General features: G+C 66.6%; 19 protein-coding genes. 10 read left to right on the top strand and 9 right to left on the bottom strand.

The window, feature by feature from the left end; all coding sequences use genetic code 11:
* The first annotated feature begins 2 nt into the window (after positions 1-2).
* From ABFX18_RS04595 to ABFX18_RS04585, 3 genes are read left to right on the top strand one after another with little or no spacing between them, the layout of a single operon-like run.
* Positions 3-1,292 carry a molybdopterin molybdotransferase MoeA gene (locus ABFX18_RS04595; RefSeq protein ID WP_346057562.1) on the top strand — a complete coding sequence of 430 codons (1,290 nt, stop codon included), beginning with the start codon at positions 3-5 and terminating at the stop codon, positions 1,290-1,292.
* The gene (gene moaC, locus ABFX18_RS04590; protein ID WP_346057561.1) at positions 1,285-1,791 is read left to right on the top strand and encodes a cyclic pyranopterin monophosphate synthase MoaC; all 507 of its coding nucleotides are present in this window, start codon (positions 1,285-1,287) and stop codon (positions 1,789-1,791) included. The genes ABFX18_RS04595 and moaC overlap by 8 nt, the downstream gene beginning before the upstream one ends.
* The gene (locus ABFX18_RS04585) at positions 1,788-2,297 is read left to right on the top strand and encodes a molybdopterin-binding protein (RefSeq protein ID WP_346057560.1); all 510 of its coding nucleotides are present in this window, start codon (positions 1,788-1,790) and stop codon (positions 2,295-2,297) included. The genes moaC and ABFX18_RS04585 overlap by 4 nt, the downstream gene beginning before the upstream one ends.
* 27 nt (positions 2,298-2,324) lie before the next feature.
* Here the strand turns inward: ABFX18_RS04585 and ABFX18_RS04580 are convergent, their stop codons facing one another.
* A complete protein-coding gene (locus ABFX18_RS04580) occupies positions 2,325-3,776 on the bottom strand; it encodes an NCS2 family permease (RefSeq protein ID WP_346057559.1) in 1,452 nt (483 codons plus the stop codon).
* Between the two features lie 197 nt (positions 3,777-3,973).
* Positions 3,974-4,345 (bottom strand): FKBP-type peptidyl-prolyl cis-trans isomerase, encoded by a 372-nt coding sequence (locus ABFX18_RS04575; RefSeq protein ID WP_346057558.1) that lies wholly within the window; start codon positions 4,343-4,345, stop codon positions 3,974-3,976.
* A 121-nt stretch (positions 4,346-4,466) separates the two neighbouring features.
* Here ABFX18_RS04575 and ABFX18_RS04570 point away from each other — a divergent pair, with 121 nt between their 5' ends.
* Positions 4,467-5,333 carry a fumarylacetoacetate hydrolase family protein gene (locus tag ABFX18_RS04570; RefSeq protein WP_346057557.1) on the top strand — a complete coding sequence of 289 codons (867 nt, stop codon included), beginning with the start codon at positions 4,467-4,469 and terminating at the stop codon, positions 5,331-5,333.
* A 125-nt stretch (positions 5,334-5,458) separates the two neighbouring features.
* Here the strand turns inward: ABFX18_RS04570 and ABFX18_RS04565 are convergent, their stop codons facing one another.
* Positions 5,459-6,970 carry an aspartate ammonia-lyase gene (locus ABFX18_RS04565; protein ID WP_090147672.1) on the bottom strand — a complete coding sequence of 504 codons (1,512 nt, stop codon included), beginning with the start codon at positions 6,968-6,970 and terminating at the stop codon, positions 5,459-5,461.
* Between the two features lie 163 nt (positions 6,971-7,133).
* Here ABFX18_RS04565 and ABFX18_RS04560 point away from each other — a divergent pair, with 163 nt between their 5' ends.
* Complete coding sequence (locus tag ABFX18_RS04560; protein ID WP_346057556.1) at positions 7,134-8,285, top strand: glycerate kinase; 1,152 nt, start codon at positions 7,134-7,136, stop codon at positions 8,283-8,285.
* On the opposite strand, the gene ABFX18_RS04555 is transcribed toward ABFX18_RS04560, so the two are convergent.
* The 5 genes from ABFX18_RS04555 to ABFX18_RS04535 all read right to left on the bottom strand — a co-directional run bounded on the left by ABFX18_RS04555 (position 8,286) and on the right by ABFX18_RS04535 (position 12,321).
* Positions 8,286-9,794, bottom strand: a complete 1,509-nt coding sequence (locus ABFX18_RS04555) for an MFS transporter (RefSeq protein WP_346058005.1) — start codon at positions 9,792-9,794, stop codon at positions 8,286-8,288.
* 192 nt (positions 9,795-9,986) lie between these two features.
* Entirely contained in the window at positions 9,987-10,217 is a 231-nt protein-coding gene (locus tag ABFX18_RS04550; RefSeq protein WP_346057555.1) for a hypothetical protein, read from the bottom strand.
* A 421-nt stretch (positions 10,218-10,638) separates the two neighbouring features.
* Positions 10,639-11,511, bottom strand: coding sequence for a M48 family metallopeptidase (locus ABFX18_RS04545; RefSeq protein WP_090147666.1), 873 nt, complete (start codon positions 11,509-11,511; stop codon positions 10,639-10,641).
* Between the two features lie 12 nt (positions 11,512-11,523).
* On the bottom strand, positions 11,524-12,093 hold the full coding sequence (locus ABFX18_RS04540) for a LemA family protein (RefSeq protein ID WP_336661438.1): 570 nt from the start codon (positions 12,091-12,093) through the stop codon (positions 11,524-11,526).
* Positions 12,094-12,123: 30 nt separating this feature from the next.
* The gene (locus tag ABFX18_RS04535) at positions 12,124-12,321 is read right to left on the bottom strand and encodes a hypothetical protein (protein WP_346057554.1); all 198 of its coding nucleotides are present in this window, start codon (positions 12,319-12,321) and stop codon (positions 12,124-12,126) included.
* A gap of 71 nt (positions 12,322-12,392) precedes the next feature.
* On the opposite strand from ABFX18_RS04535, the gene ABFX18_RS04530 reads away from it, so the two are divergent.
* The 5 genes from ABFX18_RS04530 to ABFX18_RS04510 all read left to right on the top strand — a co-directional run bounded on the left by ABFX18_RS04530 (position 12,393) and on the right by ABFX18_RS04510 (position 16,757).
* Positions 12,393-13,388 carry an alpha/beta hydrolase gene (locus tag ABFX18_RS04530; RefSeq protein ID WP_346057553.1) on the top strand — a complete coding sequence of 332 codons (996 nt, stop codon included), beginning with the start codon at positions 12,393-12,395 and terminating at the stop codon, positions 13,386-13,388.
* The gene (locus ABFX18_RS04525; RefSeq protein ID WP_346057552.1) at positions 13,385-14,803 is read left to right on the top strand and encodes an alcohol acetyltransferase; all 1,419 of its coding nucleotides are present in this window, start codon (positions 13,385-13,387) and stop codon (positions 14,801-14,803) included. Before ABFX18_RS04530 ends, ABFX18_RS04525 begins: the two co-directional genes overlap by 4 nt.
* On the top strand, positions 14,800-15,465 hold the full coding sequence (locus ABFX18_RS04520; protein ID WP_346057551.1) for a DUF6320 domain-containing protein: 666 nt from the start codon (positions 14,800-14,802) through the stop codon (positions 15,463-15,465). The genes ABFX18_RS04525 and ABFX18_RS04520 overlap by 4 nt, the downstream gene beginning before the upstream one ends.
* A gap of 100 nt (positions 15,466-15,565) precedes the next feature.
* Complete coding sequence (locus ABFX18_RS04515) at positions 15,566-15,844, top strand: hypothetical protein (protein ID WP_346057550.1); 279 nt, start codon at positions 15,566-15,568, stop codon at positions 15,842-15,844.
* 745 nt (positions 15,845-16,589) lie between these two features.
* Entirely contained in the window at positions 16,590-16,757 is a 168-nt protein-coding gene (locus tag ABFX18_RS04510) for a hypothetical protein (protein WP_346057549.1), read from the top strand.
* Positions 16,758-16,822: 65 nt separating this feature from the next.
* On the opposite strand, the gene ABFX18_RS04505 is transcribed toward ABFX18_RS04510, so the two are convergent.
* The coding region (locus ABFX18_RS04505) for a hypothetical protein (RefSeq protein WP_346057548.1) at positions 16,823-17,082 on the bottom strand (260 nt) is incomplete at its 5' end.

The raw sequence follows: 17,082 nt of genomic DNA, 5'->3' as shown, positions 1-17,082 counted from the left end.
CGATGCGCAGCCACGCCGAGCACGCAGCGGTCGTCGCCGAGCTCGTGCTTCCGCTGCTCGAAGATCTGGCGCTGCGCGCGCCCGAGCTGATTCCCATCGACGACCGTGCGCTCTCGGGCCGAGTGGCCGCCCACGACATCGCCGCCGCTCTCGCGCTGCCGCCATTCGACAACTCGCAGATGGACGGCTATGCGGTGCGCACCGCAGACTTCACCGGTGCTCCGCCGTTCGCGCTGACCGTCGGCCCCACAGCCGCGGCGGGCGACCCGCCGTTCATGTGCCCGCCGGGCGTCGCCTGTCCCGTCATGACGGGTGCCGCTGTTCCGTTCGGAGCCGACGCCGTGATCCCGATCGAGCAGGCGGATCCGCCGCGATTCGGGCGGTTGCACCGCCCGACCGGCACGCCACTGCCTCTCGCATCGCCCGAGGAGACCGTCGCCTTCGCCGAGGCTCCGTCCGCCGGTGCGTTCGTGCGGGCGCAGGGATCCGATCACCGGCCCGGCGCACCACTGCTGCGCGCCGGGACCCGGCTGCGCCCGACATCGATCGGTCTCCTCGCGAGCGCAGGCATCTCGACGGTCCCAGTGCGTCTGCGCCCGCGCGTCCTGCTGCTCTCGACGGGCGACGAGGTCACCGCCCCGGGTGAGCCGCTCGGGCCCGGGCGCATCTACGACGCGAACGCGCCGATGCTGGCGGCTGCCCTGCGCGAGGCGGGAGCCGACGTCACCACGCGACGGGTCGCCGATCGCCCCGAGGCGCTTCGCGCATGCATCGAAGCCGCGGGGACCCACGATCTGCTGGTCACCTCTGGCGGCATCAGCGCGGGGGCCTTCGAGGTGGTGCGGGATGCCTTCGGCGGCGATTCCGATGCTGCGCACTCGACGGGCGATATCAGCTTCACCGGGATCGCGATGCAGCCAGGAGGTCCGCAAGGCGCCGGTTCCATCGTCGTCGACGGGCGGCGACTCGTCACCCTCTGCTTCCCCGGAAACCCTGTGAGCTCCGCCATCTCCGCAGAGCTCTTCCTCCTGCCGCTGCTTCGCGCGTACGCCGGAGCGCCGGCGCACGGCGAGCGCTCGACGGCCGTGCTCGCACACGACGCGGATTCGCCCGAGCACAAGCATCAAGTGCGTCGCGGTCGCTTCCTCGACGATGGCACGGTAGCCCTGACGCCGCCGAGCTCGCACCTGCTTGCGGACCTCGCCCGCGCCGAACTGCTCGCCCACATCCCCATCGGAGTCGCCCATCTCGCGGCCGGCTCCCCGATCGAGATACAGAGGTTCGATGTCTGAGAACGGTCCCCGACCGACCGCTGCAGATGCAGGAGAGCTCACTCACCTGCGCCCGGACGGCAGCGCGCACATGGTCGACGTCAGCGATAAGGCCGTGACGAAGCGCACAGCGACCGCGGAGGCGTACCTCGAGACGCGCGCCGATGTGGTGGAGCGTCTCGCGACGGGTGACCTGCCGAAGGGAGAGGCACTCGGTACGGCGCGCATCGCCGGCATCATGGCGGCCAAGCGCACCCCCGATCTCATCCCGCTCTGCCACCCGCTGCCGCTCTCGAAGGTCGCGATCGACTTCGAGTGCGAGTCCGATCGGGTCCGCATCACCGCCGCTGTGACGACGCGCGGTGTGACGGGCGTCGAGATGGAGGCGCTGACCGCGGTGAGCGTCGCCGCCCTGACCCTCTACGACATGATCAAGGCGGTCGACCACCACGCGGTCATCACGAGCACCCGTGTGCTGGCCAAAGCTGGCGGCAAGAGCGGCGACTGGGAGATCTCGTGAGCGAAGCTCCGCGTGCGGCGCGCGTGATCGTCGCGTCGACGAGTGCGGCCGCCGGGAAAGCGTCGGACACCACCGGTCCCCTCATCGCCGAATGGCTGCGCGAACACGGCTTCACCACCGGTGACCCCTCCGTCGTCGCCGACGGTGACGACGTGGCGCGCGCCGTGCGATCCGCGTTGGCCGAAGCGCCAGCGGTGATCGTGACGACCGGCGGCACCGGGGTGTCCCCCAGCGATCGCACCCCGGAGGCCGTCGAGCCGTTGCTCGAGGTGCAGGTGCCCGGGCTCATCGAGGAGCTGCGGAGACGAGGAGTCGCGACGCTCCCCGCCGCGGTGCTCACCCGGGGTGTGGCAGGGTTCGCCGGATCCTCGTTCATCATCACACTCCCCGGCTCGGCCGGCGGCGTGCGCGACGGTCTCGCCGTGCTCGAGACGACCCTCGAGCACTTGCTCGCGCAGCGCTCCGGCGGAACGCGATCCCACGACGGGCACGCGCCGCGACGCTGACCGCCGCATTCCGCGCCCGAGCGAGGACTAGGCGCCGAGCGCCGCCTCGATCGGCCCGCGCGCGAAGAACAGCACGAAGCCGGCCCCGACGACCCACAGCAGCCAGTGCACCTGCTTCGCGCGCCCGGAGAAGGCGTGCACCAGCACCCAGGCCACGAAGCCGGCGCCGATGCCGTTCGCGATCGAGTAGGTCATCGGCATGACCGCGACCGTCAGGAATACCGGGAGCAGCACGCGGAAGTCGGTGAGGTCGATGTGCTTGATCTGCGCCATCATCAGCGCGCCCACGATCACCAGCGCTGCTGCGGCCACCTCGGTCGGCACGATCTGCGTGAGCGGGGTGAAGAACATCGCGAGCAGGAACATGAGGCCCGTGACGATGTTCGCGAACCCGGTGCGCGCCCCTTCGCCGATGCCGGCCCCCGACTCGATGAAGACCGTGTTCGACGATGACGACGTCAAACCGCCCGCGATGGCGCCGACGCCCTCGACGACGAGCGCCGACTTCAGACGCGGGAAGTTACCCTGTGCATCGGCGAGTCCCGCCTCGCGCGACAGGCCCGTCATCGTGCCCATGGCATCGAAGAAGTTCGTGAAGAGCAGCGTGAAGACGAGCATCACGATGGTGACGACACCGACGCGCCCCAGATCGAAGCTGACCGCTCCGACGAGCCCGAGGTCCGGGATGCCGAACGGCGCTCCGTCGAGCGCCGGCACTGTGAGCCCCCAGCCGCCCGGGTTCTCCGTTGCGGCACCGAGATTCCAGATGGCTTCCACGACGACCGCGATGACCGTGCCGGAGACGAGACCGATCAGCAGGCCGCCCTTGACCTTCGCCGCGACCAGCACTCCGGTCAGGATCAGCGTGACCACGAAGATCAGCGTCGGGACGGTGACGACCGAGCCCCCGATGCCGAGCCCGACGGGCGGAGACGCGCTTCCCGTCGCCGTGACGAACCCGGAGTTGACGAAGCCGATGAAGGCGATGAACAGACCGATGCCGACCGTGATGGCGAGCTTCAGCTCGACCGGCACGGCATCGAAGATCATGCGGCGGAGGCCCGTCGCGGCAAGCAGAACGATGAGCACGCCGTTGATGACGACGAGCGCCATCGCCTCCGGCCAGGTGACCTGGCCGACGACGGAGAAGGCGAGGAACGCGTTGATGCCCAACCCCGCTGCGAAGCCGAACGGAAGCCGCGAGACGATGCCGAACAGGATCGTCATGACCCCGGCCGTCAGAGCGGTGACGGCACTGACCGCCGGGAACGAGAGCGTGTTCCCCTCGACGTCAACGCCGCTCGTCAGGATGATCGGGTTCAAGATGACGATGTAGGCCATCGTCACGAAGGTGACGAGCCCGCCGCGTATCTCGGTTCCGAAGGATGAGCCGCGCTCGGTGATCTTGAAATAGCGGTCGACACCTCCCCACGCACCGGTGGGTTTCCGCTCGTCCGTCACCTGCTGCGCCTCCGTCACGGGCAGCTCCTCTCCGTCACACTGGGTGTTCGCTGAACACGGAAACGCTACCACCGCATGCGCGCCAGGTCGTCCCGGAACGACAACGACCGAGGATCGCTCACGAAAACGAGCGATCCTCGGTCGAAGGATCGGCGTGCTGTCAGCTGCTCAGTTCTTCAGCTTTTCAGCTGCTCAGCCGACGGTGCGTCGAACGATCAGCTCACACCGAGCAGATCGATCACGAAGATCAGGGTCTTGCCCGACAGGGGATGCCCGCCCGACGTGCCGTACGCCTGAGCGGCGGGAACGATGAGCTTGCGACGCCCGCCCACTTTCATGCCCGGGATCCCGACCTGCCATCCCTGGATGAGCGCGCGCAGCGGGAAGCTGATCGATTCACCTCGGCCCCACGACGAATCGAATTCCTCACCCGAGTCGTACTCGACTCCGAGGTAGTGCACGTCGACGGTCGAGCTCGCGAAGGCCTCCTCGCCGGTGCCCTCCACGATGTCGACGATCTGCAGTTCAGTCGGCGCCGGCCCCTCGGGGAACTCGATCTCGGGCTTCGTCTGCGGTGTTTCAGTCATGCCCTCATTCTCGCGGATTCTCCGCCGTCGCCGCCTCCGAGTTCGCCCACAGGGGAACTGCGTGCGGTCGTCGAATATGGGCGACGCGAACAACGGGCCAGGCTTCCGGTAACCTTTCACTGTGAGATTCGCACACTTGATCCCTGCTCCGGCCGCTGCCCCAGAGCTGGTCGTCGTCGACGACAGCCGCTACCTCTCGCTGCGCGCAATCGGCCAGCCGTACCAGACGCTGCAGCAGCTGATCGTGGGCGGCGACGATGCCCTCGCCCGGGTGCAGAGCGCCGTCGCAGCGGCCGACGACGACGCCTGGGCGCGACTCGAGGGGGCCACGTACGCTCCGGCAGTCATCGGTGCTCCGATCGTTCTCGCGGTCGGCCTGAACTACGACGAGCACGCGAGCGAGCTCAGCCTCGACAACGACTCCGGCCCCGTGCTCTTCTCCCTCTTCCCGAACTCGCTCGGTGCGCACCTCGGTCAGGTGCCGCTGTCGAGCGACGTGAGCACCGAGGTCGATTACGAGGGCGAGCTCGGGGTGATCATCGGCAAGGCGGCGAAGAACGTCTCGCCGGAAGATGCCCTGGAGCACGTGTTCGGCTATACGGCGATCAACGACGTGACGGCGCGCGATATCCAGTTCCAGGAACCGCAGTGGTCGCGCTGCAAGTCATTCGACGGCTTCACACCGATCGGCCCCGTCGTCGTAACCGCGGACCAGATCCCCGACCCCCAGGCGCTGCATCTGACGACCGATGTCGATGGACTGCGCGTGCAGGACTCCACGACCGGCTTCATGATCCGCACCGTTGCGCAGCTCATCTCCTCGATCTCTCAGGAGTCGACGCTGCTGCCCGGCACCGTCATCTCGACCGGTTCCCCGGGTGGTGCCGGTCGCTCGCGCAAGCCGCCGCTCTACCTGCGACCCGGCACGGAAGTCACCGTGACGATCGAGGGCATCGGTTCGCTGACGTCGCACTGCGTCGAGGCGTAAGCGCTCGGTCGGCGCGCAGGCGTTCAGGGCTCTCTTCGGCGAGCACTGCGACGGACCGCCTGGGTGACACACGCAGAACGGCCGGGTGAATCCGAGGATCCCACCGGCCGTTCTGCGTCTCCCGTCTACTTCGCGGGCTTCTTCGACACCTGGGTGCCCTCGCCGTCCTCGATCTTCTCCGGTGCGGGGATCGCCGCATCGCTGATCACATCGATCACGTCGGTCTCGGGCGCGAGCCCCGCGAGCTTCGACGGCTGCAGAATCTCGTCGAGCTGCGCCTGATCGAGCAGACCGCGGGAAGTGACGAGCTCCGATACCTTCTCGTTCGTCGCGAGCGCCTCCTTCGCGAGCTTCGCGGCGGCAGCGTATCCGATGACCGGCGCAAGCGCGGTGATAACGGTCACCGAGCGCGACACCATGTCTTCGAGGCGCTCCTCGTTCGCCGTGATGCCGTCGACGCAATTGACGCGCAGCGTCTGACAGGCGCGCTCGAGCCACGTGATCGACTGGAAGAGAGAGTGCGCGATGACCGGCTCGAACGCGTTCAACTGCAGCTGCCCGGCCTCGACCGCCATCGAAACGGTGACGTCGGCGCCGGCGACGGAGTAGGCGACCTGCGTGACCGCTTCGGGGATCACCGGGTTCACCTTGCCCGGCATGATCGACGAACCGGCCTGGCGGGCGGGAAGGTTGATCTCACCGAACCCGGCCTGCGGACCGGAGGAGAGCAGTCGGAGATCGTTCGAGATCTTCGAGAGCTTCAGAGCGCTGCGCTTGAGTGCTCCGGAGAAGGTCACGAACACGCCCGTATCGCTCGTGGACTCCACGAGATCGCCCGCGGTCTCCAGCTCGAGCTCGGTGATGTCGCGGAGGTGCTTGATCACCGTCTCCTTGTACCCCTTCGGCGCGTTGATGCCCGTGCCGATGGCGGTCGCGCCCATGTTGACCTCGCGCAGCAGCGCCACGGCCTCGCGCAGCCGATCGATGTCCTCGCGCAGCGTCACGGCGAAGGCGTTGAACTCCTGGCCGAGCGTCATCGGCACCGCGTCCTGCAGCTGCGTGCGGCCGACCTTGATGATGTGCGAGAACTCACGGCCCTTCGCGGCGAACGACTCCGCGAGCAGGCCCAGCTCGTCGAGCAGGCTCCCGAGCGAGAACGCGAGCGCGATCTTGATCGCGGTCGGGTAGGTGTCGTTCGTCGACTGGCTGTGGTTCGTGTGGTCGTTCGGGTTGATGAATCCGTAGTCGCCCTTGGCGTGGCCCGCGAGCTCGAGCGCTCGGTTCGTGATCACCTCGTTGGCATTCATGTTCGTCGACGTACCTGCGCCGCCCTGGATCACGCCGACCACGAACTGATCGTGCAGCATGCCCGTCTTGATCTCTTCGCAGGCGCGATCGATGAGGGTGGCGCGCTGCTCGTCGAGCGCCCCGATCTCGAGGTTCGCGCGCGCCGCCGCCTGCTTGACGCACGCGAACGCGCGGATGAAATCGGGGTAGACCGATACCGGGCGGCGCGCGATCGGGAAGTTCTCGTGGGCTCGTGCCGTGTGCACCCCCCAGTAGGCAGACGCGGGAATCTCGACACTGCCGAGAGAGTCCGTTTCAGTGCGTGTCTGTGCTGACAAGAAGTCGCTCACCGGGAATCATGGCTCCATACTCGTGGAAAGGCGGGCCTGCCGCCAGGACGGTCTCAGCCTACCGCTCAAACGTGCACGGCGACGAAGGATCGCGTGTCCGCCGAACAATCATCGATGACCGCCCGCTCTGCTCTGCGCGACCGTGAACCGGTAGCGTGAGCGTATGCGAATCGTCGTGGCTCCGGATAAGTTCAAGGACGCTCTTGACGCCCGGAGCGTGGGCGATGCCCTGGCCGACGGCATCCGCTCCGTGGAAGCGGATGCCGACATCAGTGTGGTGCCCATGGCGGATGGCGGCGAGGGCACCCTCGACGCGGCCATCGCCGCAGGGTTCGCCGTGTCGCGGGTGACCGTGACCGGACCGCTCGGCGCTCCGGTCGACGCCGAGTTCGCCCAGCACGCCACGACGGCGGTCATCGAGCTCGCCCGGGCGTCGGGCCTGTCCCTCGTAGCGCCCGGCCATCGCGATGCGCTCGGAGCGTCGTCGCGCGGCACCGGCGAGCTGATCGCTGCGGCGCTCGCGCACGGTGCGACCTCGATCATTCTCGCAGTCGGCGGGAGCGCATCGAGCGACGGCGGAGCCGGCATGCTCGCGGCGCTCGGCGCACGGCTGCTCGACGCTCAGGGCGAGCCGCTGCCCGACGGCGGAGGCGCGCTGCGCAACCTCGAGCGCATCGAGCTCGACACCCTCGACCCGCGTCTCGCCGATACCCGGTTCGTCCTCGCGAGCGATGTCGATCATGTGCTCCTCGGACCCCAGGGTGCCGCGAGCGTCTTCGCGCCGCAGAAGGGAGCGAGCGTCGCGCATGTCGCACAGCTCGAGCTCGGTTTGACCCGTTTCGCCCGCATCCTCCGCGCCGAGCTCGAACGCCGCGCTCCCCGCGACCGGGTCAAGGACTTCGCGCAGCACGCCGGCGCAGGAGCGGCCGGGGGTGTCGGTTTCGCCGCCCTCGCCGTGCTCCGCGCATTGCAGCGGCCCGGGGTCGATGTGGTGTGCGAGCTCACGCGACTCCGCGCGCATCTCGCGGGAGCCGACCTCGTCATCACCGGAGAGGGCTCGTTGGACGCCCAGAGCCTCGGTGGCAAAACACCCGTCGGAGTGCTTCACGCCGCCGCATCGCTCGGCATCCCGACGGTCGCCGTCTGCGGGCAGTCGTCGCTCGAAGAGTCCGAGTGGCGCGCGGCCGGCTTCAGTGCGTGCTACGCCACGATCGATCGCGCGCCGGATCGCGCGACGAGCATCCGGAACGCAGGCGTGTATCTCACTGAGATCGGTGCTGAGGTCGCCGCAGCGGTTGCCGCGCGACGCGACTGATCAGACGCTCGGTCGCCGGCCCGAAGCCCGGCCGTTACCGTCTGCGTCGTCCTCCGGCGAGTTCCGCCCGCGCGGCGTCGGTCCGTCTCCGCCGTCGGAGTCCTCGGTCAGATCGTTGATCGAGATCGCTCCCGTCGCCGACGTGCTCGACCCCTCCTGAGGCGCCGACTCCCCCGCCCCCATCACGGGCGTCGAGCTGCGTCGCAACACCGAGATCGGCGCGGTGAGGGTTTCGAGCTGCGCACCGGGATCGTCGTCGAGGCCCGGTCGACCGCGGTGCGTCTCCCGGAGCTGCAGCCCGTCGCGGTGGAAGCGCAAGCGGCGTTCGGAGAACAGCCAGGTGAGTCCGACCGCGAACGCGAGCAGGCCGGCTGCGGCGCTGATGAAGAGGGTCGACCGCGGTCCGAGCACGTCGGCAGCCGCTCCCACGAGCGGTGCACCGATCGGCGTGCCGCCCATCAGGATCGCCATGTACAGCGCGAGCACTCGCCCTCTCACCGCAGGTTCCGCGGTCGTCTGCACGAACCCGTTCGCGGTCGTGAGCATCGTCGAGATCGCGAACCCGAAGAAGACGAGGGTGACCGCGAAGCTCCAGAACGTCGGCATGACCGCAGCGATCAGGCTCATGACGCCGATGCCCCCGACGGAGACGATCACGATGCGCATGCGCGCCGATGGTCGGCGAGCCGAGAGCAGGGCCCCGGCCAACGACCCGATGGCGAGCACCGATGACAGCAGACCGTAGTCGCTCGCCCCACGGCCGAATTCGAGCGACATGGTCGACGAGATCACCGGGAAGTTCATGCTGAAGGCGCCGACGAGGAACACCATGACGAAGATGACCAGCAGGTCGTGTCTGCCGCGCACGTAGCGGAACCCCGCGGAGAGCTGTCTCCACTGCGACTCCCGCGCGGACTCCGGAGGCGCGCTTCGACGTGTGCGGATCATCAGCAGGGCTCCGAGCACCGCCACGAACGACACCGCGTTGATGATGAACACCCAGCCGGAGCCGATCACCGCGATGAGCACGCCCGCCACTGCCGGCCCGATGAGTCGCGCCGAGTTGAACGAGGCGGAGTTCAGAGCCACGGCGTTCGAGGTCTGTCCGAGGCCGACGAGATCGGAGACGAACGCCTGCCGTGCTGTCGTATCGAACGCGTTGACCACTCCGAGCGCCAGAGCGAAGCCATAGAGATGCCACAGTTCCGCCTGCCCGGTGATGAGCAGCACGCCGAGCCCCGCGGCGAGGAGCATGAGCAGTGACTGGGTGACGAGGAGCACCCGGCGCCGGTCGAAGCGATCCGCCACAGCGCCGCTGAACGGCACGAGCAGCAGCTGCGGACCGAATTGCAGCGCCATGGTCGTTCCCACCGCGGCGGCGTTCGTCTCGGTGAGCTCAGTGAGCACCACCCAGCTCTGCGTGGTCGCCTGCATCCACGCGCCGATGTTCGATACCAGCGCCCCGAAGAACCAGATGCGGTAGTCACGAACGGAGAGCGAGCGGAACATATTGGACACGGTTGGGGCGACCTCCTTGGCTACCCTCTTACCCTACGCCCCGCCACGAACACCCGCGCCCCGGGCGAAGTATCGTCGGCCGCAGCGTCAGAGTGAAAAACTGTCCCTTTGCAACTAATCCACCCAGTTATCGAGCGGGAAGACGAACTCGCCCAGGAGGACAATCGCATCGTGCGTCCAACTTCACCCGGTCATGTGCTCCCGAATGAACCCGGCGATGGATTCGGGGTAATCGACCGAAAGGTAGAGATGTGCGTACTCGAACCCAGACTCCAGCCGTATCACCAGGAGGTGTCCCGGCTTCTGGAAGTTCCAAAAGTTCATCGAGCCGTTGCTGCGAAAGGTGCCGCAGATCTTGTAGCCCAGGTCGGTGCCCAGAACTCTGATCCCGCGCTTCACAGCGGTTTTTGACACTACTTGCGCTTCTGCTAGTGCGCTAGCGGGCAAGACGACCCGCCGTCGAAAGCACCACAATGCGTCGAAACCTCTGGGCTGCACAACCAGCTGACCGTCGTTGAAAAATACTGTATTGCGGTGAGTCACAGTTACGCCAATCACCTAATTCTCGTAGGCCCCCATTCGCACCGTATCCGTTTCTGCACTCAGTACGCAAATAAAAGACCGATCACAGCTGCCGTCTTGACCACCTGCTCTGCCGGCGTCATTCCCAGGCTTGTTCATTCCCTCGACGTGGCTCCATTCCCTCGACGTGGCATCATTCCAGGTGCAGGTGATGTGCCGCCGCGGGGCTCCGCGCCCTGATGCTGGCGAGTACGAGGTGTCCGAGCCAATGGGACGCGTGCTGACGCCCCGGACGCCTCCCAGCGGCGCTCAGCTAGAACTTGCCGCCCATGTCGAGGAGACGGCGGATGCGCTCCGGGATCGGCGGATGGGTCGCGAAGAGTCGCTGCACCACTCCCGGCTTCAGCGGATCCGCGATCCAGAGGTGCGCCATGCTCGACTGCTGCCGCTGCAGCGGCTGTCCGTGGGTGGAGAGCTTGTGCAGCGCACTCGCCAGCGCCTCCGGATGACGCGTGGTGAGCGCGCCCGTGGCGTCGGCGAGGTACTCCCGCTGGCGGGACACCGCGAGCTGCACGACACTCGCGACGAGGGGAGCGATGAGCATTGCGACGAGCCCGAACACGAGAACGATCGGGTTTCCGTTGTTGTTGCTCCTCCCGAAGAAGGCCATGCGCACGAGCACATCCGCGATCATCCCGACCGCGACGACGAGACCGTACACGATCATGGAGACGCGGATGTCGTAGTTGCGCACGTGGCCGAGCTCGTGCGCCATGACCCCTTCGAGCTCGGGATCGGTCATGAGGTCGAGCAGCCCGGTCGTGGCCGCGACCATGGCGTGCTCGGGATCGCGGCCCGTCGCGAAGGCGTTCGGCGCTGGATCGTCGATGATGTACACCTCTGGCATCGGCGTACCCGTCGTGATGGCGAGGTTCTCGACGATGCGGTACAACCGCGGATGGTCGGCCTGAGTGATGCGGCGCGCGCCACTCATCGAGATCGCCTGGCGCCCGGCCATGAAGTACTGGATCACCGCATAGATCGCCGCCACCGCGACCACCGTGATGACGATGCCGGGAGAGCGGTAGATGTAAGCGGCCAGGTAGCCGAGGCCTCCGACGATGCCGAGAAACAGCAGGATGATGAAGAAGCTGTTGACCTTGTTGCGGCGAATTGCCCGGTACACGGCCCTCCCCGGTTAGAACTGGATGCGCGGCGGCTCCGAGATCGACGCGATGTCCTCGACCTCGAAGAAGACGCGCTCGGTGAAGCCCATGGGGCGAGCGAAGAGGGTGTTCGGGAACACCTGGATCTTCGTGTTGTACTCGCGCACTCCCCCGTTGTAGAACCGGCGCGACGCCTGAATCTTGTTCTCGGTGTCGACCAGCTCGCTCTGCAACTGCAAGAAGTTCTGACTCGCCTGCAGCTGCGGGTAAGCCTCCGCCACAGCGAAGATGCTCTTCAACGCCTGCTGCATGTGGTTCTCAGCCGCAGACGCCTCGGCCGGCCCCTCGGCGGAGATCGTTTCAGCGCGCGCCCGCGTCACGTCTTCGAAGACGCTCTTCTCATGCGCCGCGTACCCCTTCACGGTATCGACGATCGTGGGAATCAGGTCGGCCCGCCGCTTGAGCTGGACGGTGATGTCGCTCCACGCCTCATCGACGCGCACGCGCAGCGTGACGAGCGAGTTGTACGTCACCCACACGTAGCCGATCAGCAGGACGAGCACTCCGACCACGACGAGCGTGGCAATCAATCCACCAGACATGCTCTGCATCCTAGCGTCGGAGACACGGAATCAGCTGGGATCGCGCGGTTTGTCGGCCGAAGCCGGGAGGGCGGCGGCGGCGTCGAACCGCGCCGCCCGAGCGGCTGCGTCTCTGCGCGCAGCACGCGCTCGCTCCCGGCGCAACCGAGCAGCTCGCAACCGCGTGAGTACCGCCAGCACGATCACGACGAGGATCGTCATCACGAGCACGAATTTGGCGAAGACCACGGCACCACTGTAACCGCTCCGAGTTCGCCGGCATCAGGTCGAGCCGGGTCTCCGCGCGTTACGCTGAGCCCATGCCCTTCGCCGACCGACAACGCTCACAACTCAACTGGGTGGTTCGGAAGGTGCTGAGCTACTTCGCGGCGCCCCGACTCAACATGCGCGAGGACTACGAGAAGGTGCGCCGCCGGCAGCGCCAGCTCGCCGTGCTGCCCCACCCGAGCTATCGCGCGCTCGATGTGGAGATCATGTCGGCCGACGGCGACCACCCGATCCCGGTCCGCGTGTTCCACCCGCGAGAGCGCCAGCGCGATGAGGTCCTGCTCTTCTTCCACGGAGGCGGCTGGGTGACCGGGGATATCGAGAGCTACACGCCGGCGTGCGCGACCATGGCGGATCTCACCGGGTGCGTCGTCGCATCGGTCGACTACCGGCTCGCCCCCGAGCACCCGTTCCCGGCCGGCCTAGAAGACTGCCTGCGCGTCGCCGAGCTCTTCCTCGCCGATCCGACGCGCGCCGGAGCCGAACCCGACGACGAGGTGATTCTGATCGGAGACTCGGCCGGGGGCAATCTGACCGCCGCCGTCTCGCTCGCGCTGCGCGAGCGAGGAGAGCCGGGGGCCAGACGGCAGATCATGCTCTACCCCGTCACCCACTGGGATCACGATCCGAGCACCTCGCCATTCGCGTCCGTGCGCAACCACGGCGACGACTACCGCCTCACCAACACGGAGGTGCAGGACTACTTCGACCTGTACGTCCCGGATCGAGCCGAACGCGCGCAGCCGCTCGTCGCTCCGCTCATGGCGGAGGATCTGTCGGGGCAGCCGGACACGTTGATCATCACCGCGGAGCTCGACCTGCTGTGCGACGAGGGCGAGGCCTACGGCAGCGCGCTCGAAGCGGCGGGCAACGTCGTGCGCGTGCACCGCGTGAACGGCGCGCTCCACGGTTTCATCGCGCTCCCCCGGTTCTCGCGGTCGCTGCGCGAGGCGTACGAGCACATCAATGCGTTCCTCGACGGACGCGAGGAGCATGCGGCGAGCGCGACGGCGGCGGAGACGACGTGACGCCGGCGTCGTGGGTGCGACTCGACAACGCCTCGAACATCTTCCTCGCTGCGAGAAGCGACGCGGATCCCAAAGTGTTCCGCATCAGCGCCGAGGTCGACCACGCCGTGGAGCCGCGCCTGCTGCAGCAGGCGCTCGAAGCGACGTACGAGCGGTACCGCCTCTATCATGCAGTGCTGCGGGGCGGCATGTTCTGGTACTACCTGCAGACGAGCGACCTGCGTCCCACCGTCTCCCCCGAGCACCTTCCGACGTGCGCCCCGATCTATCGGGAGGATCGCAGAAACCTGCTCTTCCGCGTCGCGTATCGGCGGCAACGGATCATCCTCGAGATCTTCCACGCGCTCTCCGACGGCACGGGCGCGCTCTGGTTCCTCACTGACCTCGTCACGGCATACCTCCGAGCGCAGGGTGCCGGTGCCGCCGGAGCGGGCGGCGGCGATACGGCGCTGCCGGCCGATCCTGCATCGCAACCGGTCGAAGACGAACCGCACCCCGCACACGAACTGATCGCCGACAGCTTCTCCCACTACTTCCACCGCACCCGGGAACCCTTCGCCCCGGCCGACGCTGAATCGGAAGCACCCCGCACCGCACCGCTGCGCACTGCTGCGACGGCTGCGCTGCGGATCCCTCGGTGGCTCCGAGCGCCCCGCACCCGGGTCCACCGGATTCGCGGCACCCGCACCCCGGACAACCGCACGCGCGTCGTCGAACTCACCATGCCGGCCCCGGCCGTTCTCGCGCTCGCACGCGCGCAGCAGACCTCGCTGACCATCTACCTGACGGCGCTCTTCTTCCGAGCGCTGCGCGAATCGATCGGGCCGCTCGGGCATGCCAACACGCTCGCGGCGTCCATCCCCATCAACCTCAGACAGTTCTTCCCATCAACCTCGGCGCGCAACTTCTTCGCCACGGTGCGCGTGGAGCACGCGTTCGACGCCGACGGCACCGGCGACGACCTCGGATCGATCTGCCGCGAGCTCGAAGCCCAGTTCAAGCCGAAGGCGACACCGCAGGCGCTCGAGCGGAAGCTCCGGCGACTGATCCGCTTCGAACGCACACCGCTCCTGCGCATCCTGCCCAGAGTGCTGAAGGACGCGATCCTCCGCCTGATCAACTGGGGCAACAACCGCGGGCTCAGCGTCGCAGTGTCCAACCTCGGTCGCGTCGTACTCCCAGAGCCGGCGGGGTCGCGGGTGGGCCGCATGCTGTTCCACGTCTCCGCGGTGCGACCGCAGTTCTGCGCGATGTCGCACGCAGGTCTCCTGACGATCAGCTTCACCTCCCCCTTCGTCGAAACCGATCACGTGCGCGCATTCGTGCGAATGCTCACCGACAGCGGCGTCGACGTCTCAGTGGCAGCGGCCCGCGTGACGGAGGACGAACTCGCACCTCAGGAGCCCGGCGCATGAGGCGCTGCGAGGAGTGCGCTGTCACCATCGAGGGCACCTGGGCCACGTGCCCGCTCTGTCAGACCGCGCTCATCGGCGACGCCTCCCCAGATCCGCTGCCCAGCGTTCCCCTCACCTTCTCGAAGCGGCGCATCCTGAAGGCGCTCTTCTTCGCGTCGCTCGCGGTGATCCTAGTCTCATTCGTCGTGCAGCTCTTCTTCGCCCGCGACCTCGACGGCATCGGCGTCTGGCGATCCATCTGGCTCGGCGTCACCGCCATGTGGCTCGTCGTGCTCATGGCGGTGCGCAAACGCCGCAACGTGGCGAAAGGCACCGTCTACCTGGTGGCGCTCATCGGACTCGTCTGCGTCTACTGGGACTACCTCGGGGGCTGGCAGCGCTGGTCGCTCACCTACGCCGTTCCGATCGTCTGCGCGTCGGCCATCATCGCCCTGCTGATCACGGTGCAGCTCCTCCGCATCGACGTCGCCGAGCACCTCGTCTACAGCGGACTCACCGTGCTCCTCGGTCTCGCGCCGTTCGTCTTCCTGGTCTTCCGCTGGGTGAACAACCCATGGGCGTCGTGGAGCTGCATCGTCGTCAGCCTCGTCGCGCTGGGCGACGTGCAGATTCTGCGCGGACGCGAAATGCGCCTCGAACTAGCGAAGCGCTTTCACCTGTAGGTGGGCGGCCGGTGCCGCAAGGGAACGCTCGCGACTCTGGCGCGGTGTCATCCGTCGTGGGTAGAGTGCTGGCAATATCCCCGTCGAAAGGAACTGCGCGATGACTGATTACGCGAACGCTTGGGATTTGCTCGCCGACGCAATCGGTGCAGCGAAGAACGAGTCATCAGGGACCATTGCAGACGTCGCACATCTCACGATCGACCAGAGAATTGAGGTCGCGAAGGTCGCCGCGCTGCTCTCGATCTCGCAAGAATTGAGCGGCCTCCGTCAGGGTGAGGGCGCGGGGCCGGAGAAGATCGAGGCCCATCTGAGCCGGATCGCGATGCACCTGAACGGGGAGACGCCGCCCGTGGAGTTCCGAAGTTTCGATCTCTAACCCGAGGTCCCATGATGTGATGGTCCCCCCACAGGGATTCGAAACCGGTGCACCACCTAGGGGACGTGGCCCTTTGCCGGCAGATCATTGTTTTTCCGTGGTTTTTGAATGCGCCACGATCACCCAAACCGCCTTTGGTTTTTGCAAGTTGTTGCGGGAAAGTTGCGGACTGCTCGGTACTCCGGCCCCATCGGCACGTTTCAAAACTCGCTCGGACGTGACTGCTTACCCGAAATACGGGTAACGGGGATCACTCACTACGCAACTGGCGAAAACTCGAGCCGATGCCCGCTTACCCCGATTCGGGGTAAGCAACATTTTGCCGGAGTTTTACCCATACATCACTGGCATTCGAGGGTTACCGCGTCCCGCGTTCCGTGACACCAGCGACAAACGACCGCGTTTCAAACGCGAGATGGGGGTGCGTTTCACCTTGGACCTCATCGCGATGTCATCACAATGAGCGCCCAGGTGTTTTCGCCAGCCCGCCACACTTCAGGCGGTTCGCCGGCCGATTGCCACCAGGGGCATGACCCTGGCTTACACCCCTCCGCCAAGGGGGGGCGAATCACACCACCCTTCACCAAGGGTGTGGTTGATCGCCACCCCCTTGGGAAGACGCTCGCGGCATTCACTTTCATTTAGGATTAAGGGCTGATTGCACGGAGCAATCGCATGAAAGATTGAGCCAGCCAGAATTATGAGTATCACCACACCAGCGTCCGACAGTGGCGAGACGGTCAGCGTGGCCGAAGCAAACGAGCAGTTCGCTCAGGACCTCGCGGAGCAGGCCGTCCAACAAGGCATCAAGAATCCAGAAGAATTTGCATCCTTGTCAGAGGACGAGGCCGCACATGCGAAAGAGGCAGAGAGCCGGACTCGCGAGATCATTGGTGAACTCTTGAACGAATAGTTTTGAGACTCGCGACGGCGGGTGTCATTCGTTCTGTGTCGAAGACATGGAAGATGGCTTCCGTGTTAGTGCGCGTCGAAGGCTTGCTTAATCACCAGAATTTGTCTGAACGCCGCGATGCGACCGCTCTTGAGGCGGGCTTCACACAGCCTGCGAAATGTCGCCCGGCACCCAGCTCGACGTTGCACGGCAATCGTTGCCGTGACCGCGCCGACGCCCGGCACGTCTCTGGTTTCAACGATGAACTCCATGAGCGCGAGGGTCTGCTGCACGGATAGGTGACAGGTTCTAGTCACGCAGCCAGTGCGGCTGGCGTGTTCATGAT

The sequence above is a fragment of the Leucobacter alluvii genome, from assembly GCF_039530485.1.
GTDB classification, from domain to species: domain Bacteria; phylum Actinomycetota; class Actinomycetes; order Actinomycetales; family Microbacteriaceae; genus Leucobacter; species Leucobacter alluvii.
The sequence above is the reverse complement of the archived record's forward strand: the minus strand, read 5'-3'. Positions and strand labels throughout refer to the sequence as shown.